The organism is Exiguobacterium sp. K1, assembly GCF_033721435.1.
In the GTDB taxonomy this organism is placed as follows: domain Bacteria; phylum Bacillota; class Bacilli; order Exiguobacteriales; family Exiguobacteriaceae; genus Exiguobacterium_A; species Exiguobacterium_A artemiae.
In genome coordinates, this window is record NZ_JAOTIT010000004.1 from 60,271 (window position 1) to 81,914 (window position 21,644).

Annotated in this window: 19 protein-coding genes and 2 riboswitches; of the genes, 9 read left to right on the top strand and 10 right to left on the bottom strand. The window is 48.6% G+C overall.

Annotated features, from left to right (window positions below):
* Positions 1 to 12: 12 nt before the first annotated feature.
* The 5 genes from ahpC to N7U64_RS10060 form a co-directional block, all read right to left on the bottom strand.
* Positions 13 to 576, bottom strand: a complete 564-nt coding sequence (ahpC, locus tag N7U64_RS10040) for an alkyl hydroperoxide reductase subunit C (RefSeq protein ID WP_012371860.1) — start codon at positions 574 to 576, stop codon at positions 13 to 15.
* Positions 577 to 796: 220 nt separating this feature from the next.
* Positions 797 to 2,197 (bottom strand): decarboxylating NADP(+)-dependent phosphogluconate dehydrogenase, encoded by a 1,401-nt coding sequence (gnd, locus tag N7U64_RS10045; protein WP_318929696.1) that lies wholly within the window; start codon positions 2,195 to 2,197, stop codon positions 797 to 799.
* A gap of 19 nt (positions 2,198 to 2,216) precedes the next feature.
* A complete protein-coding gene (locus N7U64_RS10050) occupies positions 2,217 to 3,563 on the bottom strand; it encodes a GntP family permease (RefSeq protein ID WP_290827982.1) in 1,347 nt (448 codons plus the stop codon).
* A gap of 23 nt (positions 3,564 to 3,586) precedes the next feature.
* Positions 3,587 to 5,128 carry a gluconokinase gene (gene gntK, locus N7U64_RS10055; RefSeq protein WP_318929697.1) on the bottom strand — a complete coding sequence of 514 codons (1,542 nt, stop codon included), beginning with the start codon at positions 5,126 to 5,128 and terminating at the stop codon, positions 3,587 to 3,589.
* Positions 5,121 to 5,837: a GntR family transcriptional regulator gene (locus N7U64_RS10060; RefSeq protein WP_012371856.1), complete on the bottom strand. Its 717-nt coding sequence runs from the start codon at positions 5,835 to 5,837 to the stop codon at positions 5,121 to 5,123. The genes gntK and N7U64_RS10060 overlap by 8 nt, the downstream gene beginning before the upstream one ends.
* Before the next feature lie 183 nt (positions 5,838 to 6,020).
* Here N7U64_RS10060 and N7U64_RS10065 point away from each other — a divergent pair, with 183 nt between their 5' ends.
* The 4 genes from N7U64_RS10065 (at position 6,021) to mmuM (ending at position 11,137) form a co-directional block, all read left to right on the top strand.
* A complete protein-coding gene (locus N7U64_RS10065) occupies positions 6,021 to 6,932 on the top strand; it encodes a ketopantoate reductase family protein (RefSeq protein WP_318929698.1) in 912 nt (303 codons plus the stop codon).
* A gap of 189 nt (positions 6,933 to 7,121) precedes the next feature.
* Positions 7,122 to 8,540 (top strand): polysaccharide pyruvyl transferase family protein, encoded by a 1,419-nt coding sequence (locus tag N7U64_RS10070; protein WP_214850104.1) that lies wholly within the window; start codon positions 7,122 to 7,124, stop codon positions 8,538 to 8,540.
* A 107-nt stretch (positions 8,541 to 8,647) separates the two neighbouring features.
* A riboswitch (SAM riboswitch) is annotated at positions 8,648 to 8,749 on the top strand.
* 80 nt (positions 8,750 to 8,829) lie between these two features.
* Positions 8,830 to 10,230, top strand: coding sequence for an S-methylmethionine permease (gene mmuP / locus N7U64_RS10075; protein WP_318929699.1), 1,401 nt, complete (start codon positions 8,830 to 8,832; stop codon positions 10,228 to 10,230).
* Positions 10,205 to 11,137 (top strand): homocysteine S-methyltransferase, encoded by a 933-nt coding sequence (gene mmuM, locus N7U64_RS10080; RefSeq protein WP_318929700.1) that lies wholly within the window; start codon positions 10,205 to 10,207, stop codon positions 11,135 to 11,137. The genes mmuP and mmuM overlap by 26 nt, the downstream gene beginning before the upstream one ends.
* Positions 11,138 to 11,223: 86 nt before the next feature.
* Here the strand turns inward: mmuM and N7U64_RS10085 are convergent, their stop codons facing one another.
* A complete protein-coding gene (locus N7U64_RS10085; RefSeq protein ID WP_318929701.1) occupies positions 11,224 to 11,646 on the bottom strand; it encodes a MarR family winged helix-turn-helix transcriptional regulator in 423 nt (140 codons plus the stop codon).
* 185 nt (positions 11,647 to 11,831) lie between these two features.
* Here N7U64_RS10085 and N7U64_RS10090 point away from each other — a divergent pair, with 185 nt between their 5' ends.
* Together N7U64_RS10090 and N7U64_RS10095 are read left to right on the top strand one after the other, a co-directional pair.
* Positions 11,832 to 12,287: a CBS domain-containing protein gene (locus N7U64_RS10090; RefSeq protein ID WP_131973548.1), complete on the top strand. Its 456-nt coding sequence runs from the start codon at positions 11,832 to 11,834 to the stop codon at positions 12,285 to 12,287.
* Positions 12,288 to 12,302: 15 nt separating this feature from the next.
* A complete protein-coding gene (locus N7U64_RS10095) occupies positions 12,303 to 13,562 on the top strand; it encodes an MFS transporter (RefSeq protein ID WP_318929702.1) in 1,260 nt (419 codons plus the stop codon).
* A 65-nt stretch (positions 13,563 to 13,627) separates the two neighbouring features.
* Here the strand turns inward: N7U64_RS10095 and N7U64_RS10100 are convergent, their stop codons facing one another.
* Complete coding sequence (locus N7U64_RS10100; protein WP_318929703.1) at positions 13,628 to 14,050, bottom strand: DUF1801 domain-containing protein; 423 nt, start codon at positions 14,048 to 14,050, stop codon at positions 13,628 to 13,630.
* A gap of 86 nt (positions 14,051 to 14,136) precedes the next feature.
* On the opposite strand from N7U64_RS10100, the gene N7U64_RS10105 reads away from it, so the two are divergent.
* Complete coding sequence (locus N7U64_RS10105; protein WP_318929704.1) at positions 14,137 to 14,502, top strand: hypothetical protein; 366 nt, start codon at positions 14,137 to 14,139, stop codon at positions 14,500 to 14,502.
* Between the two features lie 37 nt (positions 14,503 to 14,539).
* Here N7U64_RS10105 and N7U64_RS10110 read toward each other — a convergent pair whose 3' ends face one another.
* Positions 14,540 to 15,697 carry an ArgE/DapE family deacylase gene (locus N7U64_RS10110; protein WP_318929705.1) on the bottom strand — a complete coding sequence of 386 codons (1,158 nt, stop codon included), beginning with the start codon at positions 15,695 to 15,697 and terminating at the stop codon, positions 14,540 to 14,542.
* A gap of 169 nt (positions 15,698 to 15,866) precedes the next feature.
* Positions 15,867 to 16,688 (bottom strand): SDR family oxidoreductase, encoded by an 822-nt coding sequence (locus tag N7U64_RS10115; RefSeq protein WP_318929706.1) that lies wholly within the window; start codon positions 16,686 to 16,688, stop codon positions 15,867 to 15,869.
* A gap of 146 nt (positions 16,689 to 16,834) precedes the next feature.
* Between N7U64_RS10115 and N7U64_RS10120 the strand changes: the two genes are divergently transcribed.
* Both N7U64_RS10120 and htpG read left to right on the top strand, forming a co-directional pair.
* On the top strand, positions 16,835 to 17,707 hold the full coding sequence (locus N7U64_RS10120) for a hypothetical protein (protein WP_318929707.1): 873 nt from the start codon (positions 16,835 to 16,837) through the stop codon (positions 17,705 to 17,707).
* An 83-nt stretch (positions 17,708 to 17,790) separates the two neighbouring features.
* Positions 17,791 to 19,656, top strand: a complete 1,866-nt coding sequence (gene htpG / locus N7U64_RS10125) for a molecular chaperone HtpG (RefSeq protein WP_318929708.1) — start codon at positions 17,791 to 17,793, stop codon at positions 19,654 to 19,656.
* A gap of 97 nt (positions 19,657 to 19,753) precedes the next feature.
* On the opposite strand, the gene N7U64_RS10130 is transcribed toward htpG, so the two are convergent.
* Positions 19,754 to 21,337, bottom strand: coding sequence for a Na+/H+ antiporter NhaC family protein (locus N7U64_RS10130; RefSeq protein WP_318929709.1), 1,584 nt, complete (start codon positions 21,335 to 21,337; stop codon positions 19,754 to 19,756).
* Between the two features lie 105 nt (positions 21,338 to 21,442).
* Positions 21,443 to 21,618: riboswitch (Lysine riboswitch) on the bottom strand.
* Positions 21,619 to 21,644: the final 26 nt, after the last annotated feature.

The following is a 21,644-nucleotide window of genomic DNA, read 5'->3' on the forward strand; positions in this document are numbered from 1 at the left end:
CAAATCCGCTCCTTAAATTTTTCCGACGAGGTCAAGGCTCGGTGTAAGTGTTGCAGAACCTTCTTCCCATTTCGCTGGGCAAACTTCGCCTGGGTTGTTGCGTACATATTGTGCTGCTTTGATTTTGTTGACGAGTGTGCTTGCGTCACGGCCGATTCCGCCTGCGTTGATTTCAACAGTTTGGATGACGCCGTCCGGATCGATGATGAACGTTCCGCGGTCTGCAAGTCCGTCTTGCTCGTTTAAGACTTCGAAGTTACGTGAGATGACGTGTGACGGGTCACCAATCATGACGTACTCGATTTTACCGATTGTTTCTGAAGTTTCGTGCCATGCTTTATGTGTAAAGTGCGTGTCTGTTGAAACTGAGTACACTTCAACGTCAAGCGCTTTGAGTGTTGCGTATTGGTTTTGAAGATCTTCGAGCTCAGTCGGGCAAACGAATGTAAAGTCTGCTGGGTAGAAACAAACGACACTCCATTTTCCACGAAGGTTGGCATCTGTAAGATCGACGAACTCTCCGTTGTGGAATGCTGATGCACTAAATGGTTTTACTTCACTTCCGATTAAAGACATGATAAAAATCCTCCTGTTGGGTTCTATTTAAGAATCTGTTCTAGTAGAAAGTAACAACTGTATCTATCACACTAGAATAATTCTAATCTAATACTAATTTCATATAGACGCTTAGTTTTGTCAAGACATAACCTGCAATTTCCTATTCTGATAAACAAAGTGTGAACAAAAAAAGAACTTCCATTTCCTTAAATGAAACAGGAAATGGAAGCTGTATAAGTTACTGCCAGTCCGTATGGAACGTTCCTTCACGATCCGTCCGGGCATACGTATGGGCTCCGAAATAATCACGCTGGGCTTGCAGGATGTTCGCATTGGAGTTCGCCGTCCGGTAGCTGTCGTAATAGGTCAGCGATGTGCTGAGACACGGAGCAGCGAGTCCGGATAACGCACTTTCAGCGACCACCTGACGCAGTGCCGTTTGATACGCTTGTACTTTATCCGCGAAGTACGGTGCTAGCATTAAGTTCGCAAGCGACTCGTCTTTCGCAAACGCCTCACTGATGACATTGAGGAACTCGGCCCGGATGATACAGCCGCCACGGAAAATCAAGGCGATTTCTTCGAGACGCAAGTTCCAGTCATACAGCTCGGATGACGTCCGGTACTGTGTGAACCCTTGCGCGTATGCGGCGATTTTCCCCATGTAGAGCGCTTGGCGGATCCGTTCGATCCAGACGTCTTTATCAAGTGTCTCACGTGCTTCCGGTCCACCGAGAACGGAAGCAGCTGCGACACGTTCTTCTTTGACAGCAGAAAGATAGCGGGCGAAGAGGGCTTCTGTAATGATGGACGAAGCAATCCCGTTATCAATCGATTGCATGCTCGTCCATTTGCCTGTCCCTTTTTGACCGGCTTGATCCAAGATGACATCGATCAACGGAAGACCGGTCTCGTCATCTTTTTTCCGGAGAATATCGGCTGTAATCTCGATCAGATAACTTTTCAGCTCGCCTTCATTCCAAGACGCGAAGACATCCGCGATTTCTTCCACGTCAAGGCCGAGACGGACCCGGAGAAAACTGTACGCTTCCGCGATCAGCTGCATGTCGGCGTATTCGATCCCGTTATGGACCATCTTGACGAAATGGCCGGCACCTTTTGGTCCGATGTAGACGCAACATGGATCACCGTTCACTTGTGCCGCAATCTTCGTCAAAATCGGCGCGACTTGTTCGTAGGCTTCTTTTGTACCGCCCGGCATGATGGCAGGGCCGGTCCGTGCACCGACTTCACCGCCGGAGACACCGACACCGATGTATTCGATTCCGTGTTGTTGCAACTGATCGAAGCGGCGTTCCGTATCATGGAAATGCGAGTTTCCACCGTCCATGATGATGTCGCCTGTTTCGAGGTGTGGAATCAGTGACTCGATGACTGAATCAATTGCACTTCCCGCCGTGACCATGACGAAAATTTTTCGAGGACGGGCTAGGGATTGAACAAAATCAGCCACCTCGTAATAAGGATGAACCGGCAATCCTTCGTTATGTGCCATTAAGTCATCCGTTAAATCACGTGTGTAGTTATAGACAGCGACGTCTTCCTGACGGCTTGCCATGTTCAAGGCGATGTTGCGCCCCATGACACCGAGCCCGATGACTCCGATTGAATGTAGCATATAAGATCGACTCCTTTTTTTAGACGACGAGACTGAGCAGAAGGACGAATCCAAGTCCGAAGACGGAAATGATTGTCTCAAGCAAGGTCCACGTCGCGAAAGTTTCTTTCATGGTTAATCCGAAATACTCTTTAAACATCCAGAATCCGGCGTCGTTGACGTGTGAAGCGATCAAACTGCCGGCTCCTGTTGCGAGAACGACAAGTGCCAGATTGACATCCGATTGGCCGAGCAACGGAATGACGAGACCGGCTGTCGTCAGTGAAGCGACGGTTGCCGAACCAAGTGAAATCCGTAAGATAGCTGCGATGATCCACGCCAGTAAAATCGGTGATAAGGTCGTATCTTCAAACATCTTAGCGACGAATTTACCGACACCACCGTCAATCAGGACCTGCTTGAAAGCACCGCCGCCGCCGATGATCAGCAGCATCATACCGATTTGCGTGATGGCTGTCGTACAAGAATCCATAACGCTTTTAATCGGAATCTGACGCGCCAGTCCCATCGTATAGATGGCGACAAGCAGGGAAATCAGCATCGCCGTCGATGCGTTTCCGATGAATTGAATGGCAGATAAAACAGTGTTGCTTTCCCAACCGAGCGTTTTTTGTAATAACGTTAAAATCGTGGCAATCGACATCAGGAGAACTGGCAGCATTGCTGTGAAAACACTGATGCCGAATCCTGGTGTCTCGTCGAGATTAAATTCTTTTTGTTCCCCGAGTGACGCAATGTTGCCTGTCTTTTTAAAGGATTCCGGAACGATTCGTTTTGCGATTTTCGTAAAGATCGGACCGGCGATGATGACGGTCGGCACAGCTACGATGAAACCGTATAAAAGAACTTGTCCGAGATCAGCACCGTACTCGCCGGCGATGACAGTCGGGCCCGGGTGTGGCGGCAGGAAGCCGTGTGTGACGGAAAGTGCCGCGACCATCGGAATCCCGAGATAGAGGATCGAGACACGCAACTGACGTGAGATCGCGAAGACGATTGGAATCAATAGCACCAGTCCGACTTCAAAGAATAACGCGATCCCGATGATGAATGAAGCAACAACGACAGCCCATTGAATGTTCTTTTCCCCAAACTTCGCGACAAGCGTCATCGCGATTCGTTGCGCACCGCCTGCATCGGCAATCAGTTTCCCGAGCATGGCACCGAGTCCGAAGATTAAGGCGAGGTGACCAAGCGTTCCGCCGAGACCGGCTTCAATCGTCGTGACGATTTGATCAAGCGGCATTCCAAGCAGTAAAGCGACGACAAACGAGACGATGATTAAAGAAACGAACGTGTTTAATTTTAACCCCATAATTAAAACAAGTAACAGAATAATCCCGATGGCAACAATGACTAATGGCATGTGACTTCCCCCAAAAACTTAAATTAAATTTCTTTTTGAATCAGACCCCGTTGATACGTAGCGATGCGTCGATAATCCGTTTCCAGAACACGTGCCAAACTGATGAAAATCGGCAGTAACTGACGGTATTCGTGCATGGCTTCCTCATTTGGCACATGGCGATGTGTATCGCCGATCATGTCTGCTGCCACCTCGAACGAATCGACTTCCCCTGTCGCATACAATCCGAGAATACAGGCTCCAAGACATGAACTTTCAAAACTTTCCGGAATGACGACTTCCGATTCGAAGATATCCGCCATCATTTGACGCCACACTTCAGAACGGGCAAACCCCCCGGTTGCCTGTATCCGTGTGACCGGACCGTCCATACATTCGATGAGCGCAAGGAAGACGGTGTATAAGTTATAAATGACACCTTCCAGGGCGGCCCGAATCATATGTTCTTTTTTGTGCGACAGCGTCAATCCGAAGAAAGAACCGCTGACATCCGGATTCCAAAGCGGAGCCCGCTCGCCGGACAGATACGGATGGAACAGTAAACCGTCTGATCCCGGCCGGACCCGTTCGGCAATCTTCGTCAAGACAGCATACGCATCGATTCCGAGTCGTTTCGCTGTCTCGACTTCCGCCGAGGCCAGTTCGTCGCGGATCCAGCGTAAGACCATACCGCCGTTGTTGACCGGTCCACCGATGACCCAATGGTTCTCGGTTAAGGCATAACAGAAAATCCGGCCTTTTTCGTCCGTTTGCGGACGGTCGATGATCGTTCGGATCGCGCCGCTCGTGCCGATTGTAATCGCGATTTCGCCCTTGCGGATCGCGTTCACCCCGAGATTCGACAGAACGCCGTCACTTGCACCGATTAAAAACGGTGTCGAAGCGTTTAATCCGATTTGTTTGGCATATTCCGGTGCCAAATCGGTAAAGGACGTCGTCGTAGAAACAGGGCGCGACAGTTTTGATGCATCGATGCCTGCGACCTGCAACGCTTCCGTATCCCAGTCAAGCTCATGGATATTGAACAAGCCGGTTGCTGAAGCGAGAGAATGGTCGATGACATATTGTCCGAACAGACGTTGGAAAACAAATTCCTTGATTCCGATATATTTTTTCGTCCGTGCCGCAATGTCCGGATGCTCTTCGACGAGCCAACAAATCTTACTGAGCGGCGACATAGGGTGAACCGGAGTTCCGGTGCGGTGATAAATCGAGTACCCGTACTGCTCCTTGATCCGGTTCGACCAGACTTCGCTCCGGCTGTCGGCCCATGTGATGCAGGCCGTCAACGGTTGATCGTGTTCATCCATTGCGATCAGACTGTGCATGGCACTGCTGAAGGCGACAAACTTTGGTTGCTCCGTCGGATGTTGTTTCGTCATCAACCGGATGCTTTCAAGGACGGCATGAAAAATCTCTTCCGGATCCTGTTCCGCCGTCGAACGATTCGGCGTGTGGAGCGGATAGCCGACGTTCGTTTGTCCGACGACTTCTCCTTTTGTCGTAAAGAGTACGGCTTTGGTGCTCGTCGTCCCAATATCAATCCCTAACATGTGTTCAGTCATGTGGTTCGACTCCCTTCGTCATCAGTTGTTGCGATTTCCATAAATCTTCGACTTCCTGCACATCATCAAAGTTCTGATGCAGCGAGGCAATCATTCGTTTGCGGTCGCCGGTCTCAATCGCTTCGATGTAGAGCGCATGGTTCTCGAGAATCCGCTCGAAATCTTCGATGTCCTCATCGAGACGCTGACGCATCGACAATAAGATGAAGCTTTCCATGACGGGCTTGAGATTCTGCCACATCATGCTGACATATCCGTGATCAATCGACCGGATGATCGTTTCGTGAAACAGGACGTCTTGATACGAAAATTCATCCGCATCCTTATACTTGATGGCAATCTTCATCATCTCGAGAACTTTGCTCAGTTCACGGACCAGATCTTGACGATCCATCTTGACGATCCGTTCAAAAACGAACGTTTCGATTAACAGTCGGACGTCATAAATTTCCTGAATGTCTTTTTTGGACAGCCCGACGACGACGGCACCCATCCGTTCCAACCGGATAATCCGTTCTGACGCCAATACTTTCAGGGCATCCCGGACAGGAGACCGGCTGACGGAAAAATCAGCGGCCAGTTTGTTTTCGGATAGGACGGTACCGCTCTCGATCTTGCCGGAAATGATCCGCATTCGCAGTTCATGGGCGACACGATCACCGGCGGATGCTTTTGATAACCATTTAATCGGGTATAAAAGATCAGACATAAAAAAGCACCTACTTTGTTTGATAAGTATACTTGTATACAAGTAGTATAAACGACGGAAACTAAAATGCAAGCGCTTTAATTAAATTGTCATCTTTCCTGAATCGCTGCTTTCTGATGTGATAGGCTAAAGAATGAAAGCATATAAGAGAAAGTGATGAATCAGTCAGATGGAGGGGATTAAATGAAGATTTTAGTGGTCGGTGCCGGTGCCGTCGGCGGTTATTTCGGCGCACGATTGGCGGAAAAAGGGGAAGACGTCACATTTTTAGTCCGGGAGCGGCGATTACAGGAGTTAAAAACATCAGGACTCGAAATTAACAGTCTGCATGGTGATATCCATCTTACGCCGCGTTTAATTGAAGCAGGGGCAGACGAGACCTTTGATGTGATCATCTTGTCGACAAAAGCCTATCATTTGGAACAGGTGTTGCACGATATCGCACCTTTTGTTTCGGAACATACATACATCCTGCCGCTCTTAAACGGCATGGCACATTTGAAACAGTTAGTGGACCGTTTTGGAGAACAGCGTGTGCTGGGTGGACTCTGCTTTATTGAATCGACGCTTGATGCACAAGGGCGTATCCTTCAGACGAGTCCGTCCCACCATCTGTTATTTGGTCCATTGCCGGGAACGCGGACAGACCGCTTGGAAGAATTGAAGCAGCATTTGACCGGAACAGCGGCTCCGATCAACTATTCAGATACGATTACCCGCGACATGTGGAATAAGTATCTGTTCATCACGACGTTTTCCGGTGTGACGTCACTCTTCCGCTCAGCAATCGGTCCGATTCGTTCGCAGGAACAAGGCATGAGGATGATCCGTCGCCTGGCAACGGAAGCGAAGGAAGAAATGGAACACCAAGGTGCCGTGTTCAGTGACGGCATTGAACAGATTCAACAGAAACAGATTGCCCAAATGACGGATACGATGAAATCGTCCTTGTTACGTGACATGGAGAAGGGCAGTGAAGTCGAATCCGCCCACCTGTTCGGAACACTTCTTTCGAAAGACGATACAATACAAGTATTGTTGCCGGCGATTTATGCGAACCTCGAAATTTACCGTATGTCGAGAAAAGATGTTTAACTAGTAGTTATATCGGGAATAAAGGTTAGGTTGTATTGAGCCTAATATTTTTAATAATCCACAATAATGTGTAATTTTCAGCTATTCGTTGACTTGCTGAATTGCATTCAACTATTCTTGAAAAGACAAGATGGTTAAAAAACCAAAATATATTTTATGAGAACAGAAGTGAGAGGGGAATTATTTTACATGAAACGTATTATTATCCGTGCGGGTATGACACCGTTTGAACAGTTCGACGCAGAATACTTGATGAAACATAACTCAATCGGAGGAAATGTCGGAAACCTGATTTATCAATACAGTATTTTCCGCACTTTGATGACAGAAGGTACGACAATCACGCCTGATTACTACTATTATGAAGAAGAGCGTGCAGATGAGATCAACGCGAACTTCGATTTGTATGTCATTCCACTCGCTGACGCATTCCGTAAAGAATTCGTTCCGACACTTCGTAAATATACAAAATTAATTAAAAAATTAAAGATTCCGGTCGTCGTCATCGGTGTCGGTTTACGTGCACCGTTTGAAGCGAACTTAAACGACGGTTTCTCGTTCGATGAAGATGTTAAAGCGTTTGTCAGTGCAGTTCTTGAGCGCTCAAGCATGCTTGGACTTCGCGGCGAAATCACATCAAAATACCTGACGCGTCTTGGTTTCCGTGAAGGAATCGACCACAAAGTCATCGGTTGCCCATCGATGTATGCGTTCGGTCGTGACTTGAAGATCCGTGAAACGAACATCACAAAAGATTCAATGATCGGGGTTAACTCGTCACGTCTTGCACCGCAAAACGTCCTTAACTTCATCACACGCGGAATGGAAGAGTATCCGAATCACTACTTCATCCCGCAATGGATGAAAGAGTTGCGTTTGACGTACACAGGGACACATCCGATTGCTGACTTATCGGTCACGAACTATCCGGTTAAAATGTCAGATCCGACTTACATGAATGACCGTGTCCGCTTCTTCCTGAACGCACAGACATGGATCGACTTCTTGAAAGAAGCAGATTTCAGCTTCGGAGCACGTCTTCACGGAAACATCACGGCAACACTTGCCGGAACACCAAGTATCCTGATTCCGAAAGATGCACGAATGCGTGAATTAACGGATTATCACCAATTGACACACATCTGGGCAAATGACATCACAGACAGCACACGCTTGTCGGATGTGATTGAGTCAGCTGACTTCCAAAGCCCGACACGTGTTCAAGCACGTAACTTCGACAACTTCGTTGATTTCTTGAACACAAATGATTTAGAGCACATCTACAAAGAAACGAACTATCCGGAGAACGTTCCGTTTGATCGCGAAATGGCAAAAGCAGAGTTGCTCCCGGTCGTTAAACCGATCACAGGAATCAGCATTGAAGAAGCTGTTTCACGTTTTGAATCATACTTCCCGGCCGAAGAGCAAAAAATCGTGGCTGCTCAAAAACGCGATAAAGCAAAAATGGCTGAAAAAGATAAAAAAATCAAATCGCTTCAAGGCAAGTTGAACAATCAAACAAAAGAAATGAAGCATCAACAAGGCACATTGAACCGCAAAGCGGTTCGGATGGCATTGAAGACTGCCGATTTGTTTGCGAAAAAATAAGCGATAGACGTCTTATACCAATTTGGTGTAAGGCGTTTTTTTGTATGATAAATTCTGAATTGTGTTGACAATTCAGAACGGGGTTGGTACTGTTATGAAAAATTACATTCTTATCCAGAGAGGTGGAGGGACTGGCCCTTTGAAGCCTCAGCAACAGGTCGAAAGATACTGTGCTAATTCCTGCGGGTGTTGCACCCGATCGATAAGCTTCTTTTTATTGTCGACCGACGCACCCATGCATGTGGGTGCGTTTTTTATTTTATGAGAGAAAGAGGAGTGTGGAGGAGCAATGAAAGAAGGAACGTTTCGTCGGAAAATGGAATCCCGGCATATCGTCATGCTGTCACTTGGCGGTGTCATCGGGACGGGATTATTTTTAAGTACAGGTTATACGCTGGAGCAGGCGGGGCGTGTCGGAACGATTTTATCGTACTTGGTCGGAGCTCTGGCCGTCTATCTCGTCATGCTCTGTTTAGGAGAGTTAAGCGTACATATGCCGGAAACCGGTGCCTTTCACAGTTACGCGACAAAATATCTTGGGTCCGGAACAGGGTATACCGTCGCCTGGCTCTACTGGCTGACATGGACAGTTGCGCTCGGTTCAGAGTTTACGGCAGCCGGTTTATTGATGCAACGCTGGTTTCCGGACGTTCCGGTCTGGCTGTTCAGCGCGTTATTTGTCGTCATGATTTTAGGGATTAACGTCTTGACGGTTCGGTTGTTCGCAGAAGTCGAATTTTGGTTTTCCGCCGTTAAGGTGCTGACGATTTTAGTGTTCATCGTCCTGGGAACAGCGGCCATTGTCGGATTTTTACCGCTTGCTGATGGATCGCAGGCTCCGTTGCTTGCTCCTTTGACGGAGGGTGGACTGTTTCCAAACGGAGCATTCGCCATTCTGATGACCATGCTCGCCGTCAACTTTGCCTATTCCGGAACAGAGTTGATCGGGATTGCGGCAGGTGAAGCCGTTGATCCGAAACGAACGGTACCGCTGGCCATTCGAACGACCGTCTTCCGGCTTGTGTTATTTTTTGTCGGAACGATCATTGTGCTCGCGATTCTTTTACCAAACGACTCAAAAGGAGTACTCGAAAGTCCATTCGTTGCCGTGTTCGAACGGATCGGTCTCCCGTTTGCAGCAGACATCATGAACTTCGTTATCCTGACAGCGATTTTATCGGCAGCGAACTCAGGTCTTTATGCCGCCTCACGGATGCTCTGGTCTTTATCCGATCAACGGATGATTACGCCGTTCTTTTCTAAATTAAATGCGAACGGAGTGCCGACACGTGCCGTTCTCTTCAGTATGATCGGTGGTCTGCTGGCCCTGTTTTCGAGCATCTATGCACCGGATTCTGTCTACATTGCCCTTGTCTCGATCTCGGGACTGGCCGTCGTCGTCGTCTGGATGAGCATCAGTGCCTCACAGTTCATGTTCCGCAAACGGTATCTGCAAGAAGGAAAGGATGTCAGCGATTTGGTCTACCGGACGCCCTGGTATCCGTTTGTACCGATTTTATCCTTTTTGATGTGTCTGGCTTCTTTGATCGGAATCGCCTTTGATCCGACGCAACGGGTTGCCCTTTATTTTGGTGTTCCTTTTATCGCGGTCTGCTACATCGTTCATCATCTGACTAAAACATCATGGAAACGGAGTGAGGAAGATGTCAAAGAACAACAATCCAGTTGAGCAACTATTAAAAAAACAGCCTTATATTTTATTGGACGGAGCACTGGCAACGGAACTCGAACGTCACGGGAGTAATCTCGACGACCCGCTGTGGTCGGCACGGGTATTGCTTGAAGAACCGGAACAGATTCACCGGGTCCATGCGGATTATTTTAAGATTGGAGCAGATTGCGCCATCACCGCTAGTTATCAGGCAAGCGTGACCGGATTCGGCAGTCGGGGAATTAAAGAGGATGAAGCGGTTGAACTGATCAAACAAACCGTATATCTGGCACAACAGGCGCGTGCGGAAACCGGACAGGCTGCGGCTCACGCTCTGATTGCAGGATCAATTGGTCCTTATGGTGCCTACTTATCGGACGGATCTGAATATGTCGGTCATTACGGAGTCGACGATGCACAGCTCGAAGCATTCCATCGTCCGCGGCTCGAAGCGTTAATTGAAGCAGGGGCGGACGTGTTAGCATTTGAGACGATTCCGTCCTTGCAGGAAGCGAAAGTACTGTTCCGACTGCTTGAGGAGTTTCCGGAACAGTCGGCCTGGCTTGCCTTTTCCCTGCGTGACGCAACACACATCAGTGAAGGGACACCGTTGAGCGAATGTATCGAAGCGTTAGGAGATCATCCGCAACTGGCAGCGGTCGGTGCCAACTGTTTTCCGGCATCGATTGCGACGGATTTCATCACAGCGTTGAAACAACTGACAGATGTCCCGATTATCGTTTATCCGAATTCCGGTGAACAGTATGATCCGGTCAGCAAAACCTGGTCCGGTGAAGCAGTGTGTACAGCGTTTGAAGACATTGCCCCGGAATGGTATGCAGCAGGTGCCCGGTTGATTGGCGGGTGTTGCCGGACGACGCCGGAGCAAATCGAACGGATTCAACAAAAGGTAACGATCAGTTAACAGGCGACAATACCTGACGACAACTAGTGCAACAAAAAAACAGAGGGCGGATGTAAATCCGTCCTCTGTTTCATATTCTAAGGAGTTCACCGTTCCCGTAATGCCTGATTAAACTGTTTCAGCAATCGGCCAAATGACTCGGTATCCTCATCCGGCCAGTTGGTTAACAACCGTTCGATGCTCGTCAGACGGGCTGTCCGGTAAATCTCGAGCTCCTGTTGACCGTAATCGGTGATGTTGTAAAAGAAGGCACGGCCGTCTGTCGGGTCTTTTATTTTTTCGACTAATTTTTTCTGATCGAGCGCAGCAGCTTGCCGGCTGACGGTCGAGACATCAAGTTGCAACTCACGGGCAAGGGTTTTGACACCGACTTGACCGGAGTCGGATAACTGGCGCAAGAGTAAATAGGAAGCACGGTCCAAGTTCCGATTATCCGCCGTTGCCGTCGTTAAACGGCGAATGAGAATCGCCAGTTCCAGTTCGATTGTTTCCAGGGATTGATTCGACATGTTGTCACCTCTCATTAGCATTCATTGCCCTCATCATTACGCACGAGCTGTCCTCTGTCAATCCAAGGCAGGCTTCTTGACAGGGGTATAGTTGTATTATACAATCATAAATGTTATTTAATTGTATCGTGAAACTTATTGAGATGAACTTATTCTATTACAGCGTCTGATGAAGGAGAATTCCGATGAAAGCTTATCAATCGATGAAAGAAACAGTCATTACCGTCAACGAACAGGATACGATCCGCACGGTGGTGGAACGTTTTATCACGTCCGGCATCAGTGGGGTTCCGGTCGTCAACGATCAACAGGAAGTCGTCGGCTATATCAGCGACGGCGATATCATGCGGGCGATCGGCAAACATAAAGACATCATTGTCGATACGTTTTTATATGTCGATGTCATCAAAGGTGATGACGAAAATTACGAAGAACGGGTCCGTCACATCTTGACGCGACCGGTCATGGAGATGGCACGCCGGAAAGTCGTGACAGCTACGACAGAAACGGAAATGGAAGAAATTGCGGCGACACTCGGCGCAAAACGAATTAAAAAATTACCGATTCTCAAAGACGGCAAGCTCGTCGGAATCATCAGTCGCGGTGACGTCATCCGTCACTCCTTTAAACAGTTTATTTAAGAAAGAAGGATTCATATGGCACTTGCTGAAAAAACAACAACACTTGCGCCTGAAACAGTCTTAGCGGAAAGTAAACACGGTTTACTGCATCAACCGATTGCTGTTTGGGCGGTATTTTTTGCCAGTATCACGGCATTCATGGGAATGGGGCTCGTCAACCCGGTTTTACCGACGATTGCCGAAAACCTCGAAGCCTCAAAAAGTGAAGTCACGCTCTTATTTACAAGCTATAACGCCGTCATGGCGTTTGCGATGCTGATCACCGGTGCGATTTCTTCGCGGATCGGTCAAAAAGGAACATTGATGCTCGGGATTGCCGTCATCGCTACGGTGGCCGGTTTTGCATCACAAGCCGACAGCATCTGGACACTCGTCGCGTTACGCGGCGGTTGGGGACTCGGGAATGCACTGTTCGTTGCAACAGCACTTGCAGCAATCGTCTCGCTGTCATCCGGCGGAACGGCGAAAGCGATCATCTTATATGAAGCGGCAGTCGGTCTCGGGATTTCAATCGGTCCACTGCTCGGTGGAACACTTGGTTCGATCACATGGCGTGCCCCTTTCATGGGTGTAGCGACGATCATGGTCATCGCGTTCCTCGTCTTGTTATTCCTGATGCCAAAACCGGTCGCAACTGCAACACCGGCGAAAAAGATTTCGTTGATTGCACCGTTCCAGGCCATGAAACACCGGTCTTTACTGACGCTCGGAATCGTCGCCGCCTTATATAATGTCGGATTCTTCACGATCATGGCCTATGCACCGTTCGTCATGAAATTACCGGCAAAAGGACTCGGCTTCGTCTTTCTCGGTTGGGGAATGTTGCTTGCATTAACATCCGTGTTAACAGCACCAAAATTAAAACAATGGCTCGGCACAATTAAAGCAATGGTACTGATGCTGCTCTTGTTCGCCGTCTTATTGTTATTAATGGGGATCTTTACCGAAACACCAGCTGTCGTCATCGTCTGTGTTATTCTTGCCGGGGCAGTGCTCGGGAATAACAATACGTTGATTACGACGGCAGTGATGGATGCAGCACCGGTCGAACGTTCGACGGCATCCGCTGCATACAGTTTCTTACGTTTTCTCGGGGCAGCCATCGCGCCATTCATGGCCGGTAAATTGGCTGAAATCTATAATGCCAACCTGCCGTTTTATGTCGGTAGCGCGTTTGTCTTACTGTCTGTCGTCATCATCGGGGTCAATCTCAAACACATTCGTCACATCGACACAGCAGACAGCTCGACACAGCAGACAGCGGGCATTAATTGAAACAGTAAACGAAACGTCCTTTCTTTCGCTAAATCAGCGGAAGAAGGGACGTTTTTTTAGTGGTCTCAGGATTTTGGATACGTCGTTTCCAGAAAAGCGACGGAATGGACAATCAGTTCCCTTAGGACAAGCAGATCGATATCTGCTAGTTTAGTGATATAGACACAGCTTTTTCCGCTCTTGTGTTTGCCGAGTCGCGCGAGATACTGATCCCGTTCGACACCTGTCGCAAGATAGAGACTGATATTTGTCTTGCGCGGCGAAAACCCGACGAGAAACGAGTCACCTTCGTGACCGGACGCGTAACGGTAATGGTATTGTCCACATCCGACGATGTTTTCTCCCCACATGACGGCCGGCTGTCCCGTCATTTCTTCGAAAATCTGCCGTAACTGTTCGCAGTCCGTTCGTTTCGTGACAGGTGTAATCTGACTTAAGAAGTCATCGACACTTTGATCTGTCGGTAATGTCTTTTGTGATGTACTCATCGGAAGTCTCCTTTCGTAAGAGGACAAACTATACCGGATTCGATATAAAACCATTCCCTGTCTAACAGGCATTCATTCAAAAAGAGGTGATTTCGTTGAAACATATCATCCCGTTTGCAGGATATGACGAAACGTTGGCATGGCACATTATGGAAGTCGACCCGGCACGCGCTGCTCTACAAATTGACGTCTGGTATCAAGCGGAAAAAGTACATCAGATGACGGTAAGCTTTCCGGAGTATGATCGGTTTGCGCATGAATTTCGGAAGGTACATGAACAGTTTCCGGGAATCGTCTCGTTCGAAAAAGGAGACTTTACATTTGAGCTGATGTACGACCGACTGGGACACGTCCAGATTAAATGGCGTCTTGCTGGTGAAAGGAAACACGTCCTGCCGTCTGATCAAAGTTATATCGGACAGGCCCTGGCTTCAATCGGCGTTTATATGTAGAAATCCTCCATCTGTCCGGGAACAGATGGAGGATTTTTCAGGTATAGGAGTGCAGCGCAAGACGCGTACACAACTCAATCGTTTCCGCATACTCTGACAGCGGGATTGACTCATCGATTTGATGTGCCAGCCGGAAATCGTGGAACGAAGCGACCGCAATCGGAAAGCTTCGGGCCGCCTGACTGAACATCGCACCGTCTGTTCCGCCCGGAATCGCGACGCGTGTTGTCGGCTGTTGCCGGATGGATTCCATCGTATCTGCGACAATCTGTAAGAACGGATCGTCACGGTCTGTTTCGCAGGACGGAATATCCTTAATGACTGTCACCTCCATCGAAAAGCTATCGTCCTGTTGAGACAGACGTTGGTTCACTTCTTCCAGTGCCTGTAAGACCTGCTCCCGTCCAAATCCCGGAATCGTTCGGATGTCCATATAAAACGCGGCTTTACTCGGAATGACGTTCGGACCTTCGCCGCCTGTAATCGACGTGATGGAAGCGATGACCGGACCAAGATCCGGGTGACTTTGATCGGTCATCGTAAACCGGCCGGATTTGATTTCACGGATGACACGATACAAATCATCGATGGCGTTTTGACCGAGCTGTGGTGAAGAGCTGTGCGCACTTTTTCCGGTGCAGGATACTTCGACACCGACGACCCCTTTTTGCGAATAACCGAGAAAACCGCTCGTCGGTTCTGTAATCAGCAACGCGTCTAAATCATCGGCGTCACCACGTTCTGTCAAATGACGGGCGCCGGTCATACCGTTTTCTTCATCGGATGTAATCAACAATTTTAGACGGTTCGGCAAGTCATCACGTTGATTTAATTCGATCATCATACTGACCATCGCCATGACACCGGACTTCATATCGGAGGCACCACGTCCGTAAATCCGTCCGTCCTCGATGACACCGCCGAACGGATCTTTTGTCCATTCACTGATTTTAACCGGTACCGTATCGAGATGACCGGAGAAGCCAATTGTTTTCGGATGAACGGCAGCAGCACCGGCCTCGACCGTGGCGACAAGACAAATCCGTTTCGGAGAGACTTCAATCCAGTCTGTCTGGACACCATGAGAGGTCAGTAATTCATAGACATAGGTTGCGACGTTCTCTTCCCCGTCGTGTGGATTAGTGCTTGGAATTTGTAAACAGCGTTGCAAATAAGTAATCGGTTCTGTAAGCATAATTTCTCCTCCTTTACTGTCTTGTTCCCGTTTTCAGGTAGTTGCGTGAGGTGAACGAATGGCCAAAACATTTAAGCGCACCGAATTTCTTAGGCTCAAACCGTTTGAAAATGAACAAAAAAACACGATTCCTGAATCAGGAATCGTGCTGAACAGAAAATCAAAGCCGTTATTCAGCATCTGTTTTCCATTTGTCGTCGATTAACATTTCGCCCGGCCACGTGTACGCCATGATGCCGCCGTCGGCCGTAATGTCTTCACCGGTGACGTAAGAGCTGTCATCTGACGCAAGGAACAGGGCGACGGTCGCCATCTCACGCGGTTTGCCGAGACGGCCGAGTGGAGTAATCCAGGCGTTGGCATCGCGGAACTGTTTACCTTGTTGTTCTTCTTTTCCACCGACGAGTGTATCGATGAGCGGTGTTTCAATCGTCCCTGGGGAAAGCGAGTTGACGCGGATGCCATCGCGGGCATAATCAATTGCCATCGCCCGTGTGAAGTTGGCAATGCCGCCTTTTGCAGCATTGTAGCCGGAACGGTTCAAGTCAGCTGCACGCCCCGACATCGATGATGTATTGATGATGGATCCGCCGTTCTTCAGCATCAATGGAATGACGAATTTACTCGTTAAGAACGTTCCGCGTAAATCGACGGCGATGATTTGATCAAACAGTTCGATCGGGTATTCATGCACCTTCCCGCCCTGTTGATCAATCCCGGCATTGTTGAACAGAACATCAACCGTTCCATATGTAGATTGTAGATGGTCTGCGAGTTGCTTCACGCTGTCTACTTGTGAGACATCGACATGAACAGCCTCTGCTTTCCCGCCGGCTTCTTTAATTTTTTCAACCGTTGCTTGTGCTTTTTCAAGCTCGACGTCCGCGCAGACGACTGTCGCTCCCTGCTCGGCAAAGACAAGTGCCGTTGCCTGCCCGATTCCTGTCGCTGAGCCGGTAATGACGGCCACTTTGTTTTCAAGTCGTTTCATCAAAAATCTCCTCCTAAAAAATAATATCCGATGGTGTAGCTTACCTTACGAATCATTCCCTGCATCAATCGGGCTAAACCCATCGAACTGTCTAACGTTTTTAAGGAACGGGAATAACTCAAACAGGAAAGCGCAACACGAAAGGAATGAGAACGCTGACATCAGAACAACGGAAATCAGCAAAAAAACTCTTAACCGAAGCCGTTCAGCATCAGATCGAGTTGAAGAATGGACGGATGAAAGAGGAACTGATTGAGGGAACGACGCCGGTCTTATGGTTTGGGAATGCGGCGAAAAAAAGCTGGCTGACGGTCGCGACGAATCCGTCCGCCGGACAGTTTTTAACCAAAGACGGTACTTTGCGTTTTGATTCGACGGGACCGTTCTTTTTACTTGAGCCGGACATGTCTTTGGAGACGTATCTGACCGACGACAACCTGGAACAAAGCATCAGTAAGTTTAATGACTACTTTAAACAAAAAGATGTCTACAAAACCTGGTTCGGAAAGGAGCAGGGTGGAAAACTGGAAGGATTCTTAAACGGACTGGGGGCGTCACTGTACGATTCCTCTCTCCAGTCTGTCATCCATACCGATTTTTTCCCGCTTCCGACGAAACGGTACATGGGGACGATTTCGATGCGGCAGGAACTGGAGCAATCCGTTTTTGGACAAACCTTTTTCATGAAATTACTGCCGCTGTTTTCTTTGCACGGCATCATTTTACTCGGCCGGGAGCATACGGACCGGTTTCGGAAACTGGATTCAAGTACCGTCTGGGAAAATCCCTTCTCTTTACCCGATTATCCGGATGCTATCGTTGAATTCGGGTATTCGGCTGGACTTGATTTGCCTGTCATCGGACTTCATTTTAAACCGGGCGAACAGTTCCTCGGTCTCGGCAGCCGTGTCGATGAAAATGGACGAAGTCATGGGACGTATGGCTCGACGAACGGGCTGCGGGAGATCGGACAACATGTCCGCGAAAAATTCGAAGCATTCTATCCGGCAGAGGATTGACAGCCGTTTTCGTATCCGTAATAATGGAAATGAATTAGCACTCTTGTTGATAGAGTGCTAAAAATGAACAGGGGGTATCGAAAATGGAAACGAAACAATTTAAAGCCGAATCGAAACGATTGCTCGAAATGATGATTCATTCCATCTACACGCATAAGGAAATCTTTTTACGTGAGTTGATTTCGAATGCCAGTGACGCCATGGATAAGATTTATTATAAAGCGTTGACGGACGAGACGATCACGTTCGACAAGGATGCCTATAAAATTACGGTTGAACCGAATAAAGAAACACGTCAGCTGATTTTGCGCGATACGGGAATCGGGATGACAAAAGACGAGCTCGAAGAAAACCTCGGAACGATTGCCAAAAGCGGATCGCTCGCTTTTAAAGCGGAAAATGAATCGAAAGACGGCCATGACATCATCGGGCAGTTCGGTGTCGGTTTTTATTCCGCCTTTATGGTCGCAGATACAGTGACGGTCGTGACGAAACCGTTCGGCAGTGACGTCGCCTACAAGTGGGAGTCGCACGGTGTCGACGGCTATACGATCGAAGAGGTCGAAAAAGAGACGGTCGGAACAGACATCACCCTTCACATCAAAGCAAACGAAGAGGACGAGAACTACGATGAATACTTAGAACCTTACCGTCTCCGGAGCATCATCAAGAAATACTCCGACTTCATCCGCTATCCGATCGAGATGGAGGAGACGGAACAGCGTCCGGTCGAAGGAGCAGATGAAACAGAGTCAGTGACAGTCATGAAGACGGTCAACAGTATGGTCCCGATCTGGCGCAAGAACAAACGGGAGCTGACGGATGAAGATTACCGCAACTTCTATCAGGAAAAACGATACGGATTTGACGCACCGATCAAACACATTCATATCAGTGCCGACGGAGCCGTCCGTTATCAGTCCATTTTGTTCATTCCGGAGCAACCGTCATTTGATTATTATTCGAAAGAGTTCGAGAAAGGACTCGAACTGTATGCGAACGGCGTCTTAATCATGGAAAAATGCAGCGATCTCTTACCGGATCACTTCAGTTTCGTCAAAGGAATGGTCGATTCGGAAGACTTATCGCTCAACATTTCGCGTGAAATGCTGCAACACGACCGTCAGTTGAAATTGATTGCGAAGAACATCCAAAGCAAAATCAAGACACAACTCGAAGCGTTGCTGCGTGATGACCGTGAAAAATACGAGACGTTTTATCAAGCGTTCGGTCGTCAGCTGAAGTTCGGCATCTACAACGACTACGGCATGCAAAAAGATACGGTGAAAGATCTTGTTCTGTTCCATTCAGCGAAGGAGAAAAAGCTGGTGACGCTCGCAGAATACGTCGTCGCGATGCCGGAAGAACAGAAGTATATCTATTACGCGTCAGGTGAAAGCACGGATCGGTTGGATAAACTGCCGCAATCCGAGCTTGTCAAAGACAAAGGATTTGATATCCTGTACTTCACGGAAGAAATCGATGAGTTTGCGATTCAAATGCTCCTCAACTATGACGGAAAAGAATTTAAGTCCGTCACGAGCAGTGATCTCGGAATCGAACAGACAGAGCAGCCGGAAACGACAGAAACACAAGCCGAAATGTTTAAAGCGATGCAGGAAGTACTCGCGGGACATGTTAAAGAAGTGAAAGCCTCAACCCGCTTAAAGTCACATCCGGTCTGCTTTGCGACGGATGGGGCAGTATCGATCGAGATGGAAAAAATCCTGAAGGCGATGCCGAATAATCAGGATGTCACAGCGGTCAAAATTCTGGAGTTGAATACGTCGCATGATGTCTTCCGGGCGATTGAGACAGCGTATGCGGAAGACCGTCCGAAATTTGAACGTTACACGAATCTGATGTATCAACAGGCGTTGTTGATGGAAGGGTTACCGATTGAAGATCCGGTTGCCTTTGCCAACGAAGTCTGCGCCTTGATGGTCTGATCGGTCATCATATTCACTTCATGACAACCAAAAGCCGGACCTGATGAATTCATCGGGTCCGGCTTTTTAGATAGAGTAATCGTATTGTACGCTTCGTTTATTCCGAACGAAGTTGTGACGGCACTTCGCCGCGACGTGACAGGACATGCAGCATGACAACGAAAATCACGAAGGTGATCAGCGCACCGATGAAGCCGAATACGGACGAACCGGTGACACCAAGAATGAGGTAACCGATAGCGGATACTGCCGCACCGATCAAAGCGTACGGCAACTGGGTCGTCACGTGATCAATATGGTGTGAACCGGCACCGGTCGAACTGAGAATCGTCGTATCGGAAATCGGTGAACAGTGATCGCCAAAGACAGATCCGGCGAGAACGGCAGCGAGTGTCGGCAACAACAGACTCGGATCGACTGCCATGATCAGATCGGCTCCAATCGGTAACATGATGCCGAACGTACCCCAACTCGTTCCGGTCGAGAATGCCATGATGCTGGCGATCAAGAACAATAAGAACGGCAGATAAGAAGCGGGAATCGATTTGCTGACGAAACTTGCAAGATAATCCCCGGTCTTCATGTCGCCGATGACCGCGATGATCGTCCAGGCGAACAACAGGATGACGACGGCAGGCCACATCGATTTCATACCCGCCCAGATGCTGATGCGGTAATCGCGTGCCGGAATCTTCCGGCCGATCATCATCAAGAATGCTACGACTAAACTAATGACGACACCGGAAACAAGCGAACGTGTCACGTCTGTCGCTTCAAAGGCACCGATTAATGTAAAGGATCGGCCGTCCGCTGCAAGGGCTTGTGCACCTGTCCAAAGGAGTGCTGTGACAGTTGCGATGACTAGGACGACAATCGGAACAACCAGATCGCGGACTTTTCCGCCGTCGTGTTCCTTGACTTCCTCCGCCATTCCCATCGGTGTGCCTTTGTTGGCATCAAACAATTCGCCTTGTAGAGCCCGCAATTCGTGTGTCCGCATCGGTCCGACGGCAATTCCCGTATAGGCGATATAGAGCGTCAGTAACAAAGCGAAGATGGCATAAAAGTTTAACGGCACAATCATCATGAAGGCACTGAATGCCGAGTAATCCGTAATCGAATGTGTCGTTAAGATACCGGCAATAATTGAGATGATGAAGGCACCCCAACTCGACAACGGACTGATGACACAGACCGGTGCAGCGGTCGAGTCGATGATATACGCCAGTTTCGCACGTGAGACGCCACGACGGTCCGTTAACGGACGACTGACGTTTCCGACAGCGAGACTGTTGAAGTAATCATCGATGAAGATGAGAATACCTAATCCAAAGGCAGCGAGTCTTGCACCACGCGCGGTTTTGACGTGTGTCGTCGCCCATTCTCCGAAAGCATGAGCACCTCCGGACGTTTGAATCAGCGTCGACAAGACACCGAGTAACAGTAAGAAAACAAGTAATAAGACATTCCATTCATTTAACGCACCGTCTGCCCAAAACAGGCTGAAGATATTTTTTCCGAGATAAACCGCGGTATCAATCGGGTTAAAGCGATGAAGCAATAAGGCACCGATCAAAATCCCGACACCAAGTGAGATGACGACTTTGCGTGTGACGATCGCTAAAACGATCGCGACAAGCGCCGGTACGAGTGCGACGATAGAATCTGAATAATTGACCATAGTTGTGGTTTCTCCTCCTTTTTTAGAAGATGAGACCCGTTGCACAGAAAAAAGCAAGGGCACCGGCAACAAAGCCGACACCCTTGCTGGATGCGTCTTTCTTAGCCGAATTGGAGTGCTCCATACAGTACGCGTATGGCAATCGAACGGGTCTTTCCCGGTTCGACCAGCATCGTCATGTCTGACACGTGACGATACTTCGGCGGTCTCACCTTTCTTTGATCGTCTTTGTTGTCATCCTCAGACCAAATACTCATTAACACCGCGCCTCTACCTCATCGATAGAATAGTCATATTCTTTTCATAA